Below are 19,884 nucleotides of genomic sequence, written 5' to 3' on the forward strand. Positions count from 1 at the left end.
CGGACGCAAACCAAGGTTACAGCGCTTTGTTCCATGCGGATCAAAACAGATTTCTAGACAGGCGAAAACTCGCCGGAATACGAGTTCCGACTCACTGCACCACGTTCGGTTACCGGTCAGCAAGCGTGGCCGTGACTGCGATCTGAAACGACCTCTCCGACACATATCCTCCTGCTGCGTTCGACAGCCGGAGAGGGCCGGTTACGCTGATCGGCGAATTTTAACCGGCACGCCCTTGTAGGCGGGCGTTCCGGATCTTTTGTCGTAATCGGCCAAGGCGATGACCCGGTTCATCTCGGGGTAATATCCTGCCACCGAGCCCGGCGGAATGTCATAGGCGACGGCAGTAAAGCCTGCGACGATCCTGGCGCTTTCTCCACCCATCGCCTCGATATCGATAAGATCGCCATCGGCCAGACCGCGAGCCTTAAGATCCATCCTGTTCATGAAGACAACGTCGCGGCGGCCGAAGACACCGCGGTAGCGGTCATCGAGGCCATAGATGGTTGTATTGTACTGATCATGGCTGCGCAGCGTGGTCAGCACGAGAGCATCGGGATCGCGCAGGCGGTCGTCCTCATCCAGACCGGGTGCGACCAGGAATTCGGCCTTGCCGGACGGTGTTTTCCACACGCGATCCGAAGCAGCGACGGTGAGGCGGAAGCCACCCGGTCGTCTGACGCGCGTGTTGTAGTCGTGAAAGTCCGGGAAAACGGTCTCGATCTTGTCGCGGATCCGGTCGTAATTGTTGGTCATACCTTCCCAATCAATGCCATATCGGGCTCCAAGTGTCGTCTGCGCCAAGCCGGCAACGATCGCCGGTTCCGAGCGAAGCTGGTCGCTCGGGGGCTTCAGAAATCCGCGGGAAGCGTGCACCATCGACATCGAATCCTCGACCGTGACCGATTGGACACCGGCTCTCTGGATATCCTGATCGGTGCGGCCCAGCACCGGCAGGATGATCGACGTCTTGGAGATCAGCAGATGCGAGCGGTTGAGTTTGGTCGCCATGTGGACGGCGAGATCGAGCTTGCGCATGCCCGCGAAGGTGGCCTCCGGATCGGACATGGCGACGGCAAGATTGCCGCCGAGGCAAACAAGGGCTTTGGACCGGCCTTCGATGATAGCTTCGATCGCCTCGACGGCGTTATGCCCCTTTTCAGCCGGTGGCCGAAAGCCGAATGCTTTCTCCATGCCGTCCAGAAGCGCTGCATTGGGGATTTCCGTGATGCCGACCGTGCGGTCGCCCTGGACGTTGGAATGTCCCCGCAGCGGACATATGCCGGCGCCGGGACGGCCGATATGGCCGCGAAGCATCAGGAAATTGGCGAGCTGCTGGACGTTTGCCGTGCCGTTGGCATGCTGGGTAATACCCATGCCATAGCAGAGAATGACGTTCCTGGCCTTGAGGTAGACATCGACGGCGCTGTCCAATGCGGCCATTGACAGGCCGGATTTTTCGATGATGTCCGGCCATTCGGTCTGCTCGATATCCGCCTTCAGCGCCTCCAGCCCAACCGTATGGCTTTCGATGAAATCGCGATCGAGGACACCCGGTCCGCCAGCTGCGATGTCGGCAGCATCGCGCTCGAAAATTCGTTTCATGAGGCCTTTGAGCGCCGCGAGATCGCCGCCGGTGCGAACCTGATGGTAGGCAGACGCGATCGGGGTCGAGGACAGCGTGGCCATTTCCACCGGGTTCTGCGGCGCGGCAAACCGCTCCAGCGCCCTTTCCTTGAGCGGATTGAAAACGACGATCGGCACGCCCCGCCGCGCAGCGTCATGCAGCGTCGTCATCATGCGCGGATGGTTGGTGCCGGGATTGTGGCCGAAGGAGAAGATGGCGTCCGCGTGGTCGAAATCGTCCAGCGTCACGGTGCCCTTGCCGACACCGATCGACATCGGCAGGCCGACGCTCGTCGCCTCATGACACATGTTGGAACAATCGGGGAAATTGTTCGTGCCGAAGGCGCGAACGAAAAGCTGGAACAGGAATGCCGCCTCGTTGGAAGCCCGGCCGGACGTATAGAATTCCGCCATATGCGGGCTGGGCAGACTGTTCAGTCCGGCGGCGATGCGGGCAAATGCTGCATCCCACTCGATCGGCACGTAGCGATCCGTTTCCGGATCATAGACAAACGGATGGGTCAGCCGGCCCTGATCCTCGAGCTTGTGATCCGTCCAGTGCCAGAGATCGGCCACCGTATGGCTGGCGAAGAAATCCGGACCTGCGCGCTTGGCCGTCGATTCCCAAGTGATCGCCTTGGCGCCGTTCTCGCAGAACTCGAAGGAGCTCGTGTGTTTGGGATCGGGCCAGGCGCAGCCTGGACAATCGAAGCCCTCAGGCTGGTTGGCCTTGAGCAGGGTCATCGCACCCTCGGCAACGATCTGCTGGCGCGCAAGCGTGTTGGCGACCGCCTTGAGAGCCCCCCATCCGCCTGCAGGCGCGGTATAACTCTCGATGCCATCAGGCCGCTTTTCGCTCATCGCAGTCTCCTTATCGATGCGTCGGCATACCCTAGCATCTGAGGCAGCCCTGTGACACTAGACCGATGTATAGGTAGAGGTAATCCATCATTGAATGTGCGCGAGCCACTGCTGGGTCTAAATTGTGTTCGATCAGTGCAGGCAATGGAGCAATATGATGACCATCACGGGACCGACGCAGAATGCCGCATCCCCCTCACCCCGAATCGACGCAATAGGACAGCCGGCTTTGCTGGCCATGGCCGCCGCCAGCGGCATCGCGGTTGCCAACATCTATTACAACCAGCCGATGCTCGGCATTATCGAGGCCGAATTCCGCCACCAGCCGATCACTGGCATGGTGCCGACGGCGACGCAGCTCGGCTATGCGCTGGGTCTGTTTCTGTTGTTGCCGCTCGGTGACCTCGTCAATCGGCGCCATATGATCATCGGGCAGTTCGTCGTCCTGGCGCTGGCATTAACGCTGGCGGCCTTGGCACCGACGGCCTGGATGCTGGTGGCAGCCTCGGTTCTCGTCGGGGCCTGTTCGACCGTCGCTCAACAGATTGTTCCGTTCGCCGCATCGCTTTCAGCACCCGAGAAACGCGGCGCCACGATCGGCACGGTCATGGCCGGGGTTCTTTCCGGCATTCTGTTCAGCCGGACCCTTTCCGGTTTCGTCGGAGAGCATGCCGGCTGGCGGGAGATGTTCTGGATCGGGGTGCCCTTGGCGCTGGCAGCCGCCGGATTGATGTTCGCCGTCCTGCCGCATCACCGGCCGACATCAGCCCTGCGCTATCATCAGGCGATCCAGTCGCTTGGTCAGCTTTGGAAACGCCATCCAGCGCTGAGGGCTGCAACCGTGATGCAGGCATTCCTGTTTGCCTCCTTCACCGCCTTCTGGACGATCCTCGCGCTCTATCTCGAAGGCCCGAATTTTCACCTTGGCGCTGACGTGGCAGGCCTGTTCGGCATCGTCGGCGCTGTCGGCATATTTGCCGCACCGCTTGCAGGCCGGGTCGCCGACAGACGCGGGCCACATTTCGTGGTCTGGCTGGGCGCGGGCTTGACGATCGCCGCATGGGTCATCTTCGGGGCATGGGCATCGATCATGTCTCTGGTCATCGGCGTCGTGGTGCTGGATTTCGGCATCCAGAGCGCGCTGATCTCCAACCAGCATATCGTCTACGCTCTCGATGCCGATGCGCGCAGCCGGCTCAACACCGTGTTCATGACCGGCATGTTTTTGGGCGGTGCGGCGGGTTCGGCACTGGCGACATTGGCCTGGGGGTACGGCGGCTGGCTTCTGGTGAGCGTTCTTGGAGCCGCCCTTGGCCTTGCCGCTTTCTCGGTCAAACTCCTTCATCACCGCCGCCATCCGTCTACAATGGCCCGACATTAAGGTCACCGACATGAAACGGCTTCGGATCAGGATCGCCGGCGGGTCGCCCGCCGGGGTGCGCATGAGACTGTGGATCTGGTGATCGGTCCGGATGGACCTGGTTTCGTAGCGCGTACCACAGTCAACTCGCAGGAATACGAAGACGCCTTGCCTCAGCGGGCGGCAGTCATCGCACTCAGCGCCGCATGGATCTGGGACACGACGGCGGCGCCCTCGCCGACCGCCGCGGCAACCCGCTTGGTCGATCCTGCCCGGACATCGCCGATGGCAAAGACATTCGGCAGGCTGGTCTCCAGCGGCAACGGCTTGCGTGTAAAAGGGCACAAGCGATCGAAAGACTGGCCTGTGACGATGAACCCTTTATCGTCGGTCAGAACCCTATCGCTGACCCATCCTGCATTCGGGTCCGCGCCAATGAAGAGGAAGAGATGGTGAAGCGCAAGCTGCGTCTCGATGCCATCCAGCCGGTTGCGCAGGGTGGCGGAAGCAAGCCCCGTGGCTTGATCGCCGCCGACGGCATACACCTCGCAATGCATATGCAACTCCACGTTCGGCAGCGCCTTGATTCGGTCGATCAGATATTGCGACATCGTATCCTCCAGCGCACGCCGCACGACGAGATGCAGCTTTTTCACCTGTGGCGCGAGGAAGACGATCGCCTGTCCGGCGGAATTGCCGCCGCCCACCAGCGCCACCTCTTCGCCGGCGCAGAGCTTTGCCTCGATCGGCGAGGCCCAGTAGGAAATGCCGTTGCCTTCGTAAGTTTCGATATTGGCGACGGCGGGACGGCGGTAGCGGGCGCCGGATGCGATGACGACGCTGCGGGCCGTGACGGACTTGCCGCCGGCAAGATCGAGCGTCAGCGCGCCAGCGTCGCCCTTGGACGACGCGAGGCTCTGGACCTCGATGGGCAGAACAAGTTCCGCGCCGAATTTCAGCGCCTGGTTGTAGGCGCGGCCGGCCAGAGCCTGGCCCGAGATGCCGGTGGGAAAGCCGAGATAGTTCTCGATCCGTGACGAAGCACCCGCCTGCCCGCCGACCGAGCGCTCATCAATGACAATGACATCAAGGCCTTCGGATGCGGCGTAAACCGCCGTTGCCAGCCCAGCCGGACCGGCACCGACGACCGCGACATCGTAGACCTTGCCGGGCACCAGTTCCGGCGTCATCCCAAGGCATGCAGCGGCCTCGGCATCGGTTGGGTTCTTCAGCACCGTGCCGTTCGGGCAGACCATCAGCGGCAGTTCGGTGGCAAGAATGCCCAGACGCTCGATCAGCGCGCGGCCTTCGCCTTCACTGGCGGAATCGAGCACGATATAGGGGAAGGCACTGCGGGACAGAAATCCTTGCAGGCGCGACAACGCGGCATTGCCGGCAGTGCCGATCAGCACGGAGCCCGCGCCGGCATCGATCAGTCCGACCCGGCGCAGAATGAAGGCGCGCATGACGATCTCGCCGACATCGGCCGAGCCGATCACCAGCGCCCGCAGGTGAGCCGGATCGAAGGCGACGGCCGTGCATCCGTCGGCTCCTGCGCGCGCGCCGGCCAGCGTCGGCCGGCCGGAGAGTTGATTGACCTCGCCGGACAACTGGCCGACCCCGTGGGTAGTGATCGGCGCCTCGTGCGAAAGGCCTTCATGGCGAAAAACGTCCATCGATCCGTCCAGCACCAGCCAGGCGGGCGCCGCATGATCACCAACTCTGTAGAGAAATTCGCCCGGCGCAAATCGCCTCGGCTCTCCGTTGGCAAAGCGCTTGGCCGTTTCGACCTGACGCGGATTGAGCACCGGAAACATCTGGTGCCGGCGGGCGCTGAGATCTGCCATCATTCCCTCATTCAAGCTTCGGCGAACGTCGTCGTGTCGTCGTGTTTTGTCAGTAATATCGGGGTATGGGACCACGCTGTGGCGTCTGGTCCGGCAGGTCGATCATCGTCTCGTCGACATAACACCAGCCCCAGCCTTCCGGAGGATCATAGCCTTCGATGATCGGGTGGCGCGTGGCATGGAAATGCGCGGTGGCGTGACGGCCCGGCGACTGATCGCAGCAGCCGACATGGCCGCATTCGCGGCAAAGCCTGAGGTGAAGCCAGACCTGCCCGGTTTCCAGGCATTCCTCGCAGCCCAGCGTCATGGGCCGGACCGAACGGATCGTCGATGTGTGGGAACAGCCATGCGACATGGATATGTCACTCCTTTTTCATAGCCTGTTGACGGATCTCAGTGCTTCAACGCCTCTTCCAGACACAGCACCAACTGATCGAAATTGACCGGCTTGCCGAGAAAAGCGAACGCGCCGCCGTTGAGCGCCGCCGCCTTTGTCCGTTCGTCATGATAGGATGTCATGAAGATCATCGGCGGCTTCGGCACAGTCTGCTCGTTCAGCACGGCCTGCAGCTCGATACCCGTCAGTCCGGGCATCTTGACGTCCACCAGCATGCAACTGATCGCGCCGCGGTCATCGGCAGCAAGAAAGGCTTCTGCGGACGTAAACAGGCGGCTCTTGTAGCCGCATGACAAAACGAGATCGTCAAGGGCTTCGCGGATCGACTGATCGTCGTCGACGATGGCTATGACAGGTTTTCTGGACAATATTTCGGGCCTTGCCTCGTTAACTCAACTGTCCACTATAATGCACCTTTCAGACGGGGCCTTGTACCATACAAGGGTGTAGGTTGCTCAACCCTATAGCCCAAGCAGTTCGGCCTTGCGCACAAGCTCGGCAACGGAGCGCGCTTCCATCTTGCGCATGACATTGCCCCGATGCAGCTTGACGGTGATCTCGCTGATACCAAGATTGAAAGCAATCTGCTTGTTCATCAGGCCCTTGACGACGGCTGCCATGACCTCCTGTTCACGGCGCGTCAGAGCCTTGGCCAGATCGGCAACAGCGCCATTGGCCGCAGACTGCTGGCGAATTTCCCGGTCCTTCTGGAACGCCACGGAGACGGCATCGAGAATATCTTGGTCCCGAAACGGCTTGGCAAGAAAATCGACTGCACCGGCTTTCATGGCGCGCACGCTCATCGGTATGTCGCCGTGACCTGTCATGAAGATAATCGGCATGCGGTTGCCGAGTTTTTCGAGATGCAGCTGGAAGTCCAGACCGTTGGCGCCGGGCAAGCGAACATCGAGCAGGATGCAGCCCGGCTGCCTGAGATCGGCCTTGTCGAGCAGATCCTGTGCGCTTTCGAAGGATCTTGCTTCCATGCTCATGGACAGAAAGAGATCGACCAGCGCCTCGCGGATCGATGAATCGTCATCAACGACGTAAACGACAGGTCTGTCGCTTGTGGCGTCTGTGGCAGACTTTCTTGCATCAGTCATGGCTCGCCTCAAGGGGTACGGTCATTTCGAAAAGCGCGCCGCCCTCCGGGTGGTTACTGGCGACCAAAGTGGCGCCACGGGCTTCCAGCATGCTGCGACAAATCGCAAGACCCATGCCGAGACCGGCTTCCTTGGTCGTGCAAAACGGCTTGAAAAGCTTTTCCAGAATGTCGGCGCTAAGACCGGGGCCGCTGTCATGAATTTTGACGGAAACCCTCTCACTGGCCACAGGCTCGATTTTCACTGAAATCGACCGTTCAGACTCAGGAGTTTCAGCCATGGCCTGGATAGCATTGGCGATCAGGTTGATCAGCACCTGTTGCAGCTCGATACGCACCGCATTCACGGTGGGCAAATCGGTCATGACACTGGTTTCGAAGATGATTTTGCTCCTGGCCAGCTCACTCTCCATCAGAGCCCGCGTCTCGGTCACGAGATCGGCCAATGAGACCGGCTCCAGCACCGGCGCACGCTTGCCCAGCATCGACCGGGTGCTTTGAATGATATCGCTCGCCCGCTGGCTGTCGCGCACGATGCGCTCGGCGGAGCGAGCCACGGCTCCGAGATCCGGCGGGTCGCGATCGAGCCAGCGCAAAAGCGTCTGCGCATTGACGACCAGCGCGCCGAGCGGCTGGTTGAGCTCGTGAGCAAGCGATGCCGACAGCGCTCCGACAGTGGCGGCACGTGACGCGAGTGCAAGTTCGGCCTGGGCTTCGAACAACGCCTTTTGTGCCATTTCGCGCTCGGTGATGTCGAACATGCCGACGATGACGCGATCGAAATTTCCGGCATCTTGCGGAAAACCGACCGTCAGAAGGACGAGTTTAGCAGTGCCATCGCTGGTGACAACAGTCCCCTTGCCCTCGAAATGGGCTTCATTGTTGAAGATCGCCACCATCAGATCGAGAAAGGTCGCGTCGTCTTGCGCAATGAAGCGCCGCATCGAGCCGGCGTTTTCCGCCGAGACGTTGCCGAGAAGCTCAAGCGCCGCGGCATTGGCGGCGACGGTGGGTATGCAGGCGATGCAATTTGCCACGAAATCCGGATTATTCCGCGCATGAGCGCGCAGATCAACGACACCTTCCGCCCGGAGCGCCGTCAAAAGCCCACGCACCTTCGAGTAGTCACGCTCCCACAGGGCAACGCGGCTCTGCTCGAAAATCGTCCGGTAGCGCTCCTCGCTGCTTTGCAGAGCGGCGTTGAACCTCATCAGATCGCGGCGGGCGCGCCAGTTGCGGATGACCAGCGCGCAGGTGATCAAAATAGCCGCCACGGCGACAGTCAGGCGCAGCGCCGCGGCAAGGTCGCCCTGAAGCCCATGGGCCGCCACATAGGAGAACAGCGACAGACCGACGCAGACTGCCGTGAGCAGCAGGGTTCCCTTCTCCGTCAGCGTTTCTGCCGAAAGAAGCAGGGTGATGACGTAGAGCGTGGCAAGCGCGCTGTGAATGTCGGTGAATGTATCGATATAGAAGACTGTAGCCGCAAGCATGAAAGCGAAGGAAAGAACGAGGATTTCCTGGCGGATCGGCAGGCGTCGTTTCGGATTCACAAGAAGAAGCGAATGCAAGGGCGTTTTCCATATGGATGGCGGCTGCGCCATCAAGCCATTCCCCGGAAAAAAACGCAAACTCAAAATCGACTATTCCCTGCAAACTCAACCTCATAGCTCACTGCAAAAGAAAGGCCATCCCAGCACGCCAGGATGGCCTTAAACGGATCGCGACATCCGGTGGCTCAGGGAGGGGGCGCCTGAACCGTCAGGGCTCGAGGCCCAGCGGGTCTTCAATGGAGGAGCTTGAAGACGCCTGATTTCTAACGTCTCCGCCGGACTTGCGAAACTATACCAAGGTGTGGGTTCGACTAGCCATGCATTGGATGTTGCGGCTTCGCAAGCTGGCCTACAACCATCCCATCAGCCGAACGATTTGGAAGCAGGAAACGAAGATGCAGTTTTTGACACACGATCTTTGCAGATGCGGCTCATGCAGTCAGCGCACCATAGTCCGCTCGTTTGCGCACTCATTTTTCCGGCTTCCCGCCCCTTTCGACAGCCCGCTTCTCGTCTCAAAGTTCTGAAATTTTCAAAATCCTCAACATCTCAGGAGATCATCATGGACCGCACCCTCGCCGAAAAGCATCGCAAGTCGCCGCTCGCCACACCGACAACTCTTGCTGCGGACGCCACGGCCGATATCGCCGGCGCCCTGACCGCACTGCTCGCAGATGTCTTTGCGCTCTATCTCAAGACCAAGAATTTTCACTGGCATATGAGCGGGCCGCATTTCCGTGATTATCACCTGATGCTCGACGAGCAGGGCGAACAGATCTTTGCGATGACCGACGATATTGCAGAGCGTGCCCGCAAGGTCGGCGGAACGACGATCCGCTCGATCGGTCAGATTTCCCGGCTGCAGCGTCTGCTCGACAATGATGCCGCTTTCGTCACGCCAGCCGACATGCTGGCTGAACTGCGCGACGACAATCTCACGCTGGTCTCGCTAATGAAGGCCACCCACGCCCTGTGCGACGAGCATGGCGACATCGCCACCGCCAGCCTGATCGAAAACTGGGTTGATGAAGCCGAACGCCGCGCCTGGTTTCTCTTCGAAAGCACCCGTGGCGCCGCGTGAGCCGGGGCGAACGATCGGAGCAAATGATGACGAATGACATGTCTCTATCCCGGCGGCAGGTTCTGTTGACCGGCACGACGATCTCGATCGCTTTGGCTGTTCCGGCCTGGGCGTCGGACAAGAAAAACGAACCTCACAATAAAGGATCTCAAGTTATGACCCATAATTTCGTGACCACCAAAGACGGCGTTGACATTTTCTACAAGGACTGGGGTCCGAAGGACGCACAGCCGATCGTCTTCCATCACGGCTGGCCCCTGTCCTCCGATGACTGGGATGCCCAGATGCTGTTCTTCGTCAACAACGGCTACCGCGTTATCGCTCATGACCGCCGCGGTCATGGCCGTTCGACGCAGGTCAGCGACGGTCACGACATGGACCACTACGCCGCCGATGCGGCAGCCGTCTTCGAACATCTGGACCTGCGCAATGCCGTTCATATCGGACACTCCACCGGCGGCGGCGAAGTCGCCCGCTATGTCGCCAAATTTGGCCAGCCGCAGGGCCGCGTTGCAAAGGCAGTTCTTGTCAGCGCCGTTCCGCCGCTAATGGTCAAGACCGCGTCCAACCCCGGTGGACTTCCCATCGAAGTGTTCGACGGTCTCCGCGGAGCGCTCGCCGCCAATCGTGCGCAGTTCTACATCGACCTCGCCGCCGGGCCATTTTATGGCTTCAACCGTGAGGGCGCGAAGATCTCTCAGGGCGTGATCGACAATTGGTGGCGCCAGGGCATGATGGGCAGCGCCAAGGCGCATTACGAGGGTATCAAAGCCTTCTCGGAGACTGATCAGACCGAAGACCTCAAGGCCATCACCGTGCCGACCCTGGTAACCCAGGGTGATGACGACCAGATCGTGCCCTACAAGAATGCGGTGGAACTTCAGGCCACGCTCGTCAAGAACAGCACCGTGAAAATCTACAAGGGCTTCCCGCATGGCATGCTGACCACCCATGCCGAGGTAATCAATCCCGATCTGCTGGCTTTCATCAAAGGTTGAAACGTCAGCCCGTCAAACATGTCACGGCGGCCCCTGGGGCCGCCGTTTCTACGAGTCCTTGGGAAAACCGGTCACTGAACCCGGGCATTACACGTTCCATTCCAGATTTTTGAAAAAGAGGAACAAACGAGCCGAACCCCAGTTCCATGTATTAAGCAGCTGCAGGAGCCCCCCATGCGTTTCGTTTTCACCCTCACCCACGGCTTGGCTTGAGCGGAGCGCCACGCATGATTCTCGTCGTCCTCGGCACGATCGTCGTGATTTACAGCCTGGCCACGGACCACAAGCTCGGGGCGATCCGGTTTCTGCGCATCCGCCTTCACCGTCTTCTTGACGCCGTTTTCTTACGCTGGCGCAACGGTGCCCAAGAGGGACCTGCCTTGTACGAGACCTTCACAGACAAAAGGGACAACTGCATCAAGGCTGTCATGGCAGCATAAGGCGCCGTCAATTCATAATTGGGCGCAATCTGCGCCCCTCACTTCCCGCTCAAAGGAGGGCACGCCATGTCAAACGCTACGAACGATCAAAGCCATCCCGGTTCCACCGACGCAACCAGCCCGACAGCATTTGGACGATCGGTGGAAAGCAGGCCCCAGAGAGAGGACGCCGAAACTACCGAAGATGTACAGCGAGAGCGTCTCAACGTCTACCGGCTCGAGCCCGTCGCGAAGGCCGACGACCCAAGATGGGACAATTCACCCTATCAAGGAAGCGTTGTCGTCGCGGCCCGCACGGCAGGCGATGCCCGCATCGTTGCAGCGGAACGCGAGCTGGATTTTATGGAGATCGACTCCGCTCCGGCTGAAGGCGTGACCACCAGCCATGCCAGTGCTTTCCGTTCAGAGAAGCTCTACACGGTTATTGAAATCGATCACGCGCGACTGGATCTGACCAGGGGCGTTCTGGAGGGTGATATTTCGGTTGCCACGATCAAACCCGTTCAAGTTTGAAAAAACACTCCACAACGGCTGAAGAGACGACGACGCAATGTCAGGCGTCGGAGAGCGCGATAACGGCGTCAACTTCCACCTGGGCACCCTTGGGCAGGGCGGAAACCTCGAAGGTGGCTCGGGCGGGGTAAGGGGCGGTGAAAGCCTCTCCATAGACGGCATTGATTTCGGCAAAACGCGAGAGATCGCGAACGAGCACCGTCGTCTTGATTGTCCGCGACAGATCGGTACCGGCAGCGGCCGCGATCGCTGCTATGTTCTTCAGGCACTGCCGCATCTGCTCAACGGCATCGTCCGAATTGAATTCGCCGGTCGAGGGATCGATGGGTATTTGGCCGGAAACGAACAACAAGCCATTATGGGAAACAGCCTGGGAATAGGGTCCGATCGCCGAGGGAGCATTGTCGGTCGAAATTACGTTCATAATATCTGTCCTTGGAACTTTGAAAAATGGCGCCACGTTGCGCAGCAGTGCGATTCGTTCAGCATAGCTTAACGGCTGTCGCCGTCGCCATCCACCGAGCAGTTGCAATCGAAATTCTGTGTGATGCGTCCAGCCATGGCAGACAAAGAAAAAGGCCGGGTGAAAACCCGACCTCTCCGACCCGTCTCGACAGCGACTGCCAGTACATCCGTGGTCAGCCGCTGGAAACGAATTCCATGAGCCCAATATGGCGCGTCACTGTAACCGTTTCAAGACAAAGCCGGAAAGAAGTAAAACTTCGCTTCACGCCGAGCGATCAGTCGGCTGCTCGTTCCCTCGGGACTACATTCATTGTCGTGCGCTGCCTCGCCATGTCGCTGACGGCCGCTCGCAGGCGCGGATGGCGCGTCATGAAAATATTGAAATCCCGCCTGTCGAGTTTCAGAAACTGGCAGAAATCCACGGCAATGACGTCGGCCGTGCGCAGGCCACCCGTCAAGAGCGCCATTTCGCCAAAAAATGAACCCGCCTCCAGAAGGATGTCCTTGCCCGGCAGCCGGACCTCGGCAGCGCCTGAAGCGATGAAATACATCGCGTCACCACGATCTCCGGCACGGATAACCTTGTCGCCGGGCGAGGCGGAGGCGGGGCGGAAAAGCAAAAGCAGCTCTTCAAGGGCATGATCGTTGACCTCGGAGAACAACGGAAATGTGGTGATGAGCTGCTGCTTCTTCAGTTGCTGCTGGGTTTCCTTTTCCTCGACCTTGGCTTTGATGATGTCGAGTTCGCGGCTGAGCGTAGCAAATCTGAGGCTGCCATACTGGGCCGTGAAGACCGGCACCTTCGCAGCCAGCACGGCGTGAAGCTTCTTCGCGGCTGCGAACATGAAAGGGTTGAGCGTAATGGAAAGGATGGCGCCGGCAAGGATGAGGTCGTGGCCTTCCTGGGAAAGCAGTCCCAAAGACATGCCGAGTCCAGCGACGATAAAAGAAAATTCGCCGATTTGCGCCAGACTGGCGGCAACCGTCAGCGCCATCTGCAACGGATAGCGCAGCGCAAGCACAAAGGCGGCCGCGATAATCGATTTTCCGACAGTAATAAGAAGCACGGTGGCAAGGACTGAAAAAGGCTGTTCGATCAGAACCGTCGGATTAAACAGCATGCCGACCGACACGAAAAACAGCACCGAAAATGCATTCTGAAGCGGCAGCGAGTCCGCGGCGGCCCGATGGCTGAGATTCGATTCGCTCATGATGACGCCGGCGAAGAAGGCCCCGAGCGCAAAGGACACGCCGAAAATCGTTGCCGATCCGAAGGCTATGCCAAGCGCCGTCGCAAGAACCGCCAATGTGAAGAGTTCGCGTGACCCGGTGCGCGCGACCAGGGTCAAAAGCCACGGCACCAGCCGGGGACCAAGCACGATTGCGATCACCGCGAAGGCTGCCAGCTTGGCAAGCGTCAGCACGATCGTCAAACCGATCGACATCTGCCCCTCCCCGTGGCCGCCGGCAGCACCAGGGGCGCCGAGCATCTCCGCCACGATCGGCAAAAGCACCAGCGTCAGGACCATGGCCAGGTCTTCGACAATCAGCCAGCCGATGGCCACCCGGCCTTTCTGCGAGTTCACGAGGTTTCGTTCCTCAAGCGCCTTTAGAAGAACGACGGTGCTTGCAACGGAAACGCACAGGCCGAAGACAAGCCCCGCTCCGAAGCTCCAGCCCCACATCGCGCAAAGCCCCATGCCGAGAAGAGTGGCAAGCAGGATCTGACCGATGGCGCCGGGAATGGCGATGCCGCGCACGGCGATCAGGTCCGAGGCGGAAAAATGCAACCCGACGCCGAACATCAGCAAAATGACGCCAATTTCAGCGAGTTGCGTGGCAAGCGCTGCGTCCGCCGTAAAGCCGGGCGTAAACGGGCCCATCATAATGCCGGCGACAAGATAGCCGACCAGCGGCGGCAACCGCAATCGATCCGCGAGATAGCCAAAACCAGCCGCCAGCACAAAGCTGACCGAAACGGTTGCCACCAAAGCCATATCGTGATGCACGTCCTACCCCCGGATTGTCTTTACTGGTCGCCGGATCACCGTATGCCAGCTATCCTGTTTTGATAAAGCACCATGTTGGCAATAGTCATCGTTCGTTTTTCGTCATTTCAGGAAACGATGTTGCATGCATTATCATACCTTTCTGTTCCCCTGGAAACTGCCATCACCGATGAGCACAACAGTCATTCCCTCAGGACGACGTTGTTACAACGGCCATGCGTTTCAGCCTAATTTTTGGGCTGAAGCGATGTCGCACCAATTTTGCTCATTGCCAATATTATTGCACTGCGTCATCTATGCATTATGGCTTATTTCGACCTTACCATTCTCGTCCTTGATGAGAACGCCATTCGCGCCTCGATCATCGAGGAAGGATTGCGCGAGGCGGGCCATACCAAGGTGACAGTGGTGCACGAGGTGAACGGCATCGCACGCATCATCGAGACCCTTCGTCCCGACGTGATCGTCATCGATCTCGAAAACCCCAACAGAGACATGATGGAGCATCTGTTCCAGCTGACACGCACGGTGGGCCGGCCAATCGCCATGTTCGTGGATCGCTCCGATACGGCCTCGATCGAGGCGGCAGTCGAGGCCGGCGTCTCAGCCTACATCGTGGATGGCCTTAAAAAAGAGCGCGTCAAACCCATCCTCGACATGGCGGTCAGCCGCTTCAACGCCTTCAGCCGCCTGAAGCGTGAGCTGGCGGATGCAAAATCAGCCCTGGAAGAGCGCAAGATTATCGATCGCGCCAAGGGCATTCTGATGAAAATGCGCGGCCTGTCGGAAGAGCAGGCCTTTACCCTGCTGCGCCAGACCGCCATGAACGAAAAGAAGAAGATGTCGGAGATCGCCCAAAGCGTCGTTACCGCAGCGGGGTTGCTGTTGTGACGGGCTCGGGGAGACCTCGGGAGGAGCTGGAGTGAACATGATCCCGAAGACCACGCATTCGCGGAGTGTGGGCCGGAACGATCTGGCCGCGCCGGCCCGGCTCGAGAGCGAAGGGCCGCGCACGTTGCGGGCCGGATTCATCCCGCTCGTCGATGCCTCGGTCCTGATCGCCGCCGCCGAATTCGGCTTCGCGAAAAAGGAAGGGCTGACGCTGGATCTGGTGAAGGATGTTTCGTGGGCCAATGTGCGCGACCGTCTTGCCTTCCGCCAGTTCGACATCGCCCATATGCTGTCGCCGATGCCGGTAGCCTCGATGCTCAGCCTCGGTTCGAACCCTTCTCCGACGATCACCCCCTTTTCGCTCGGCCGCGGCGGCAATGCCATCACGCTTTCCACCCGGCTTTATGCCCGCATGCGCGGTGAGACCGGTCTTTCCGAAGCAGCAGGTGCACTCGAAAACGCGCAGGCCCTTGCCGCGACGATAGAGCACCTTAAACGAGCCGGTGAGGCTCTGCCGACCTTTGGCGTCACCTATCCCTTCTCGTCCCACAATTACGAGTTCCGCTACTGGCTGGCTGCCGGCGGCATCAACCCGGATACCGACGTGAGGCTTGTCGTGGTGCCCCCACCCATGACATCGGATGCCCTCGCCGCCGGCGCCATCGATGGCTTTTGCGTTGGAGCGCCGTGGAACATGGTCGCGTCGGAACGCGGCGTCGGGCGCATCGTCGCGACCAAGCAGGACATCTGGTCATCGGCTCCCGAAAAGGTGATCGGCCTGCGGCCGGACTGGGCGGACAGCCGTCCGGAGACCGTTGCCCGCCTGATCGTAGCTTTGGATGCCGCGGCGCGCTGGTGCGACAACCCGGACAATCATGATGCACTTGCCGATGCGCTCGCCGACGACCGGCATCTATCGGTGCCCGTCGGCATCGTCAGACGGGTGCTGGCCGGCGAGTTCAATCTCGATGCCAGCGGCTCGAAAAGAATTATCGACGGGTACTTCCAGTTCCATGAAGATTTTGCCAATTACCCGCGGCCGAGCCAGGCCCTGTGGATCTACAGTCAGATGATCCGCTGGGGGCAGGCAACCTTTTCGTCGCAGGGCGTTGAAGCAGCGGCCTCCGCCTATCGTCCTGATATTTACCGGAATGCGCTTGGTGCGGCTGCGGCGCCGCCAGCGGCGGACGACATTAGGATAGAAGGCGGCGAAGGGTTTGACCGTTTCATGGATGGTGGAATTTTCGACCCCGCCGATATCGGCAATTACGTCGCGGGCTTTGCCGTGAAAGCAGTCGGCATGAGCCGCGGTGACGACGCCTGATCGACACGCGCTGCACAAATTTCACCCTTGCCGCTCACCTCGGCACCAGCACGAGCAAAAACTATCGGCAGAAATTATATTCGCCTAAAATTTGCACAGAGCGAAAATCTCCGTAAAACCGTTTATTTACAAACATCTGCATGTTCATCAATTAAATGGCACAGGGATTGCATGGTTCTAAGTGCTGCGGTCAACGATGATCGCGGCGGACGAGTGCAGCATAGGCATTCGTGAAAGACATCGACGTCGCAAGGTTTTTGCAGTCCGGGATCCTCCTATCCTGATGACGCAAACTCCAAGCGGCGTTTTTTTTGTGAAAAATTTCGACCGGGCACAGCAAGGGGACCTGTTCATGACGATAATTTCCGGCAATGGCTTCAGCCGCCGCAGTCTTTTGAAAACCACGGCTACCGCGGCGCTGTTCGGCGCCATCAAGGCGGCCTTCCCGTCCGGCGCCTTCGCCGCCACGGCCGGCCCGGAAGTCACCGGCGTCAAGCTCGGCTATATCGCGCTGACGGACTCCGCGGCGCTGATTATCGCCAAGGAAAAGGGCTTTTTCGAAAAGCACGGGCTGCCGGATGTCGAGGTTGCCAAGCAGGCATCCTGGGGCGCGACCCGTGACAACCTCGTGCTCGGCGGCGCTGCCAACGGCATCGACGGCGCGCACATCCTGTCGCCCATGCCCTATCTGATGCACACCGGCAAAGTGACGCAGAACAATGTCCCGGTGCCGATGGCGATCCTCGCACGTCTGAACGGTGATGGCCAGGCAATCTCCGTCGCCAAGGAATATGCCGATACCGGCGTCCAGCTCGACGCTTCCAAGCTGAAGGCCGCTTTTGAAAAGAAGAAGGCCGACGGCGGCGAAGTGAAGGTCGCGATGACTTTCCCCGGCGGCACGCATGACCTCTGGCTTCGCTACTGGCTCGCCGCTGGCGGCATCGATCCCGACAAGGACGTCTCGACCATCGTCGTGCCGCCACCGCAGATGGTGGCCAACATGAAGGTCGGCAACATGGACGCCTTCTGCGTCGGCGAGCCATGGAACGAACAACTGGTCAACCAGGGCATCGGCTTCACGGCGGCCTCGACCGGAGAAATCTGGAAGGGTCATCCTGAAAAGGCACTCGGCCTGCGCGCCGACTGGGTCGAGAAGAACCCGAACGCCGCCAAGGCGCTGATGATGGCCGTGATGGAAGCCCAGATGTGGTGCGAAAGCATGGACAACAAGGACGAGACGGCCGCGATCGTCGGCAAGCGCCAATGGTTCAACGTGCCGGTGAAGGACATCATCGGCCGCCTCAAGGGTGACATCAACTACGGCAACGGCCGTGTTGTGACCGGGACGGACCTCCAGATGAAGTTCTGGGCAAACGGCGCTTCCTATCCGTTCAAAAGCCACGATACCTGGTTCATGGCCGAGAACATCCGCTGGGGCAAGCTGGCACCCGACACCGACATAAAGGCGCTGGTCGATCAGGTGAACCGCGAAGACATCTGGCGGGCCGCCGCAGCCGATCTCGGCATCGCGGCAGCCGACATTCCCGCGACGACCTCGCGCGGCAAGGAGACCTTCTTCGACGGCAAGGTTTTCGATCCGGAAAACCCCTCCGCCTACCTCGACAGCCTGTCGATCAAGGCTGCGTCCTGATGTCTCGCGGCGCGGGTCTGCCTGCGCCGGCTTTTCTCTTCTTTTCAGGAGTTCTTCCATGTCCGCACTGGCCCGCACGGAAAAAATCATACCCGCGGCGACATCCAAGACCGGCGCAAGCGTGATCACCTTTTCACCCAAGCCATCCTCGCGGATGAAACCCCGCCCGATAGCCGCGGCAATGGCGCGCAACGTCCTGCCGCCGCTGGTGGTGATGATCATCATCCTGGCGATCTGGCAAATCCTCTGTTCCGGAGCGGGGGCCACGCTGCCGCCGCCGTCGCAGGTCTGGCAGGAAAGCTACGACCTGATCGCCTATCCGTTTTTCAACTACGGTTCGCAGGATATCGGTCTGGGCTGGCGCGTCCTGATCTCGCTGCAACGCGTCGCCTATGGCTTCGGTCTTGCCGCCGTCACTGGCGTTCTCGTCGGCGCGCTGATCGGCCAGTCCATCTGGGCGATGCGCGGTCTCGATCCGATCTTCCAGATTCTCCGCACCGTTCCGCCGCTCGCCTGGCTGCCGCTGTCCCTGGCCGCCTTCCAGGATTCGAACCCATCGGCGATCTTCGTGATCTTCATCACCTCGATCTGGCCCGTCATCATCAACACCGCCGTCGGCGTCCGCAATATCCCGCAGGATTACCGCAACGTCGCCAAGGTGCTGTGCCTCAACCAGTTCGAATTCTTCTTCAAGATCATGCTGCCGTCTGCCGCACCCTACATCTTCACCGGCCTGCGCATCGGCATCGGTCTCTCCTGGCTCGCCATCGTCGCGGCCGAAATGCTCACCGGCGGCGTCGGCATCGGCTTCTTCATCTGGGATGCGTGGAACTCGTCACGCCTGCCCGACATCATCGTCGCCCTCGCCTATATCGGTGTCGTCGGCTTCATCCTCGACAAGCTGGTCTCAGCCGTCGGCTCCATCGTCACCCGCGGCGCATCCGCCAACTGAGGATACCGTCATGACCGCCTATCTCAAGCTCGATCACATCGACAAGCATTTCGACCGGGGGGGCCAGCGCGCCGAGGTCCTGAAGGGCATCAATCTGACGATTGCCAAGGGCGAGTTCGTCTCGATCATCGGCCATTCCGGCTGCGGAAAGTCGACCCTGCTCAATCTCATCGCCGGACTGACGCCGGTCTCGTCCGGCGCGGTTCTCCTGGAAAACCGCGAGGTCAACGCACCGGGTCCGGAACGTGCCGTGGTCTTCCAGAACCACAGTCTGCTACCGTGGCTGACAGTCTATGAAAACGTCAATCTGGCCGTCTCCAAGGTTTTCGGGCGAGCGAAGACCAAGGCGGAGCGCCACGACTGGGTGATGGCCAATCTCGATCTCGTCCAGATGGCCCATGCCAAGGACAAGCGCCCTTCGGAAATATCCGGCGGCATGAAGCAGCGCGTCGGCATTGCCCGGGCGCTCGCCATGGAGCCGAAGATCCTCCTGCTCGACGAGCCCTTCGGCGCACTGGATGCACTGACCCGCGCCCACCTGCAGGACGCCGTTATGGATATCCACCTTCGTCTCGGCAACACCATGCTGATGATCACCCACGACGTCGATGAGGCTGTGCTTCTGTCGGATCGGATTGTCATGATGACCAACGGGCCGGCGGCGAGCATCGGCGAAGTGCTCGATGTTCCGATCGCGAGGCCGCGCAACCGTATCGAGCTCGCATCCGACCGAGCTTATCTCAGATGTCGCGAGGCGGTGCTGAAATTCCTCTACGAACGTCACCGCTTCGTCGAAGCGGCTTGAACCCGAAAG

The 19,884-nt window shown here is 60.1% G+C and carries 18 protein-coding genes; 10 read left to right on the plus strand and 8 right to left on the minus strand.

Annotation, left to right across the window (positions count from 1 at the left end; all coding sequences use genetic code 11):
* Positions 1-201 precede the first annotated feature (201 nt).
* On the minus strand, positions 202-2,487 hold the full coding sequence (locus PY308_RS18410; protein WP_275785429.1) for an FdhF/YdeP family oxidoreductase: 2,286 nt from the start codon (positions 2,485-2,487) through the stop codon (positions 202-204).
* Between the two features lie 157 nt (positions 2,488-2,644).
* Between PY308_RS18410 and PY308_RS18415 the strand changes: the two genes are divergently transcribed.
* A complete protein-coding gene (locus PY308_RS18415; RefSeq protein WP_275791196.1) occupies positions 2,645-3,868 on the plus strand; it encodes an MFS transporter in 1,224 nt (407 codons plus the stop codon).
* Between the two features lie 152 nt (positions 3,869-4,020).
* Here PY308_RS18415 and PY308_RS18420 read toward each other — a convergent pair whose 3' ends face one another.
* From PY308_RS18420 to PY308_RS18440, 5 genes are all read right to left on the minus strand, one after another.
* The gene (locus PY308_RS18420) at positions 4,021-5,694 is read right to left on the minus strand and encodes an FAD-dependent oxidoreductase (protein WP_275785431.1); all 1,674 of its coding nucleotides are present in this window, start codon (positions 5,692-5,694) and stop codon (positions 4,021-4,023) included.
* A gap of 49 nt (positions 5,695-5,743) precedes the next feature.
* Entirely contained in the window at positions 5,744-6,049 is a 306-nt protein-coding gene (locus PY308_RS18425) for a UBP-type zinc finger domain-containing protein (protein WP_275785433.1), read from the minus strand.
* Between the two features lie 38 nt (positions 6,050-6,087).
* The gene (locus PY308_RS18430; protein WP_275785435.1) at positions 6,088-6,459 is read right to left on the minus strand and encodes a response regulator transcription factor; all 372 of its coding nucleotides are present in this window, start codon (positions 6,457-6,459) and stop codon (positions 6,088-6,090) included.
* Positions 6,460-6,552: 93 nt separating this feature from the next.
* Positions 6,553-7,194: a response regulator transcription factor gene (locus PY308_RS18435; protein ID WP_275785437.1), complete on the minus strand. Its 642-nt coding sequence runs from the start codon at positions 7,192-7,194 to the stop codon at positions 6,553-6,555.
* A complete protein-coding gene (locus PY308_RS18440; RefSeq protein WP_275785439.1) occupies positions 7,187-8,764 on the minus strand; it encodes a sensor histidine kinase in 1,578 nt (525 codons plus the stop codon). Before PY308_RS18440 ends, PY308_RS18435 begins: the two co-directional genes overlap by 8 nt.
* A gap of 544 nt (positions 8,765-9,308) precedes the next feature.
* Here PY308_RS18440 and PY308_RS18445 point away from each other — a divergent pair.
* The 4 genes from PY308_RS18445 (at position 9,309) to PY308_RS18460 (ending at position 11,778) form a co-directional block, all read left to right on the plus strand.
* Positions 9,309-9,827: a Dps family protein gene (locus tag PY308_RS18445; RefSeq protein ID WP_275785440.1), complete on the plus strand. Its 519-nt coding sequence runs from the start codon at positions 9,309-9,311 to the stop codon at positions 9,825-9,827.
* Between the two features lie 26 nt (positions 9,828-9,853).
* Positions 9,854-10,825 carry an alpha/beta fold hydrolase gene (locus tag PY308_RS18450; RefSeq protein WP_275785441.1) on the plus strand — a complete coding sequence of 324 codons (972 nt, stop codon included), beginning with the start codon at positions 9,854-9,856 and terminating at the stop codon, positions 10,823-10,825.
* Positions 10,826-11,052: 227 nt separating this feature from the next.
* Positions 11,053-11,265, plus strand: a complete 213-nt coding sequence (locus tag PY308_RS18455; RefSeq protein WP_275785443.1) for a hypothetical protein — start codon at positions 11,053-11,055, stop codon at positions 11,263-11,265.
* A gap of 66 nt (positions 11,266-11,331) precedes the next feature.
* The gene (locus PY308_RS18460; RefSeq protein ID WP_275785445.1) at positions 11,332-11,778 is read left to right on the plus strand and encodes a hypothetical protein; all 447 of its coding nucleotides are present in this window, start codon (positions 11,332-11,334) and stop codon (positions 11,776-11,778) included.
* Positions 11,779-11,818: 40 nt separating this feature from the next.
* On the opposite strand, the gene PY308_RS18465 is transcribed toward PY308_RS18460, so the two are convergent.
* On the minus strand, positions 11,819-12,202 hold the full coding sequence (locus PY308_RS18465; RefSeq protein ID WP_434064169.1) for a Rid family detoxifying hydrolase: 384 nt from the start codon (positions 12,200-12,202) through the stop codon (positions 11,819-11,821).
* Positions 12,203-12,518: 316 nt separating this feature from the next.
* Complete coding sequence (locus tag PY308_RS18470; protein ID WP_434064267.1) at positions 12,519-14,240, minus strand: cation:proton antiporter domain-containing protein; 1,722 nt, start codon at positions 14,238-14,240, stop codon at positions 12,519-12,521.
* Positions 14,241-14,555: 315 nt separating this feature from the next.
* Between PY308_RS18470 and PY308_RS18475 the strand changes: the two genes are divergently transcribed.
* The 5 genes from PY308_RS18475 to PY308_RS18495 all read left to right on the plus strand — a co-directional run bounded on the left by PY308_RS18475 (position 14,556) and on the right by PY308_RS18495 (position 19,875).
* A complete protein-coding gene (locus PY308_RS18475; protein ID WP_275785449.1) occupies positions 14,556-15,143 on the plus strand; it encodes an ANTAR domain-containing response regulator in 588 nt (195 codons plus the stop codon).
* 37 nt (positions 15,144-15,180) lie between these two features.
* Positions 15,181-16,467: a CmpA/NrtA family ABC transporter substrate-binding protein gene (locus tag PY308_RS18480; protein WP_275785451.1), complete on the plus strand. Its 1,287-nt coding sequence runs from the start codon at positions 15,181-15,183 to the stop codon at positions 16,465-16,467.
* A gap of 352 nt (positions 16,468-16,819) precedes the next feature.
* Positions 16,820-18,118, plus strand: a complete 1,299-nt coding sequence (locus PY308_RS18485) for a CmpA/NrtA family ABC transporter substrate-binding protein (protein WP_275785453.1) — start codon at positions 16,820-16,822, stop codon at positions 18,116-18,118.
* A 58-nt stretch (positions 18,119-18,176) separates the two neighbouring features.
* Positions 18,177-19,070, plus strand: coding sequence for a nitrate ABC transporter permease (gene ntrB / locus PY308_RS18490; RefSeq protein ID WP_275785454.1), 894 nt, complete (start codon positions 18,177-18,179; stop codon positions 19,068-19,070).
* Positions 19,071-19,080: 10 nt separating this feature from the next.
* Positions 19,081-19,875, plus strand: a complete 795-nt coding sequence (locus PY308_RS18495) for an ABC transporter ATP-binding protein (RefSeq protein ID WP_275785456.1) — start codon at positions 19,081-19,083, stop codon at positions 19,873-19,875.
* Positions 19,876-19,884 lie beyond the last annotated feature (9 nt).

Origin of the sequence: Pararhizobium gei (genome assembly GCF_029223885.1) — a bacterium.
Classification (GTDB): Bacteria; Pseudomonadota; Alphaproteobacteria; order Rhizobiales; family Rhizobiaceae; genus Pararhizobium; species Pararhizobium gei.

Coding starts and splice junctions, on each gene's coding strand:
- PY308_RS18410 (WP_275785429.1), bottom strand. CDS start 2,487: ATGAGCGAAAAGCGGCCTGATGGCATCGAGAGTTATACCGCGCCTGCA.
- PY308_RS18415 (WP_275791196.1), top strand. CDS start 2,645: ATGACCATCACGGGACCGACGCAGAATGCCGCATCCCCCTCACCCCGA.
- PY308_RS18420 (WP_275785431.1), bottom strand. CDS start 5,694: ATGGCAGATCTCAGCGCCCGCCGGCACCAGATGTTTCCGGTGCTCAAT.
- PY308_RS18425 (WP_275785433.1), bottom strand. CDS start 6,049: ATGTCGCATGGCTGTTCCCACACATCGACGATCCGTTCGGTCCGGCCC.
- PY308_RS18435 (WP_275785437.1), bottom strand. CDS start 7,194: ATGACTGATGCAAGAAAGTCTGCCACAGACGCCACAAGCGACAGACCT.
- PY308_RS18445 (WP_275785440.1), top strand. CDS start 9,309: ATGGACCGCACCCTCGCCGAAAAGCATCGCAAGTCGCCGCTCGCCACA.
- PY308_RS18450 (WP_275785441.1), top strand. CDS start 9,854: ATGACGAATGACATGTCTCTATCCCGGCGGCAGGTTCTGTTGACCGGC.
- PY308_RS18455 (WP_275785443.1), top strand. CDS start 11,053: ATGATTCTCGTCGTCCTCGGCACGATCGTCGTGATTTACAGCCTGGCC.
- PY308_RS18460 (WP_275785445.1), top strand. CDS start 11,332: ATGTCAAACGCTACGAACGATCAAAGCCATCCCGGTTCCACCGACGCA.
- PY308_RS18465 (WP_434064169.1), bottom strand. CDS start 12,202: ATGAACGTAATTTCGACCGACAATGCTCCCTCGGCGATCGGACCCTAT.
- PY308_RS18470 (WP_434064267.1), bottom strand. CDS start 14,240: ATGGCTTTGGTGGCAACCGTTTCGGTCAGCTTTGTGCTGGCGGCTGGT.
- PY308_RS18475 (WP_275785449.1), top strand. CDS start 14,556: ATGGCTTATTTCGACCTTACCATTCTCGTCCTTGATGAGAACGCCATT.
- PY308_RS18480 (WP_275785451.1), top strand. CDS start 15,181: ATGATCCCGAAGACCACGCATTCGCGGAGTGTGGGCCGGAACGATCTG.
- PY308_RS18485 (WP_275785453.1), top strand. CDS start 16,820: ATGACGATAATTTCCGGCAATGGCTTCAGCCGCCGCAGTCTTTTGAAA.
- ntrB (WP_275785454.1), top strand. CDS start 18,177: ATGTCCGCACTGGCCCGCACGGAAAAAATCATACCCGCGGCGACATCC.
- PY308_RS18495 (WP_275785456.1), top strand. CDS start 19,081: ATGACCGCCTATCTCAAGCTCGATCACATCGACAAGCATTTCGACCGG.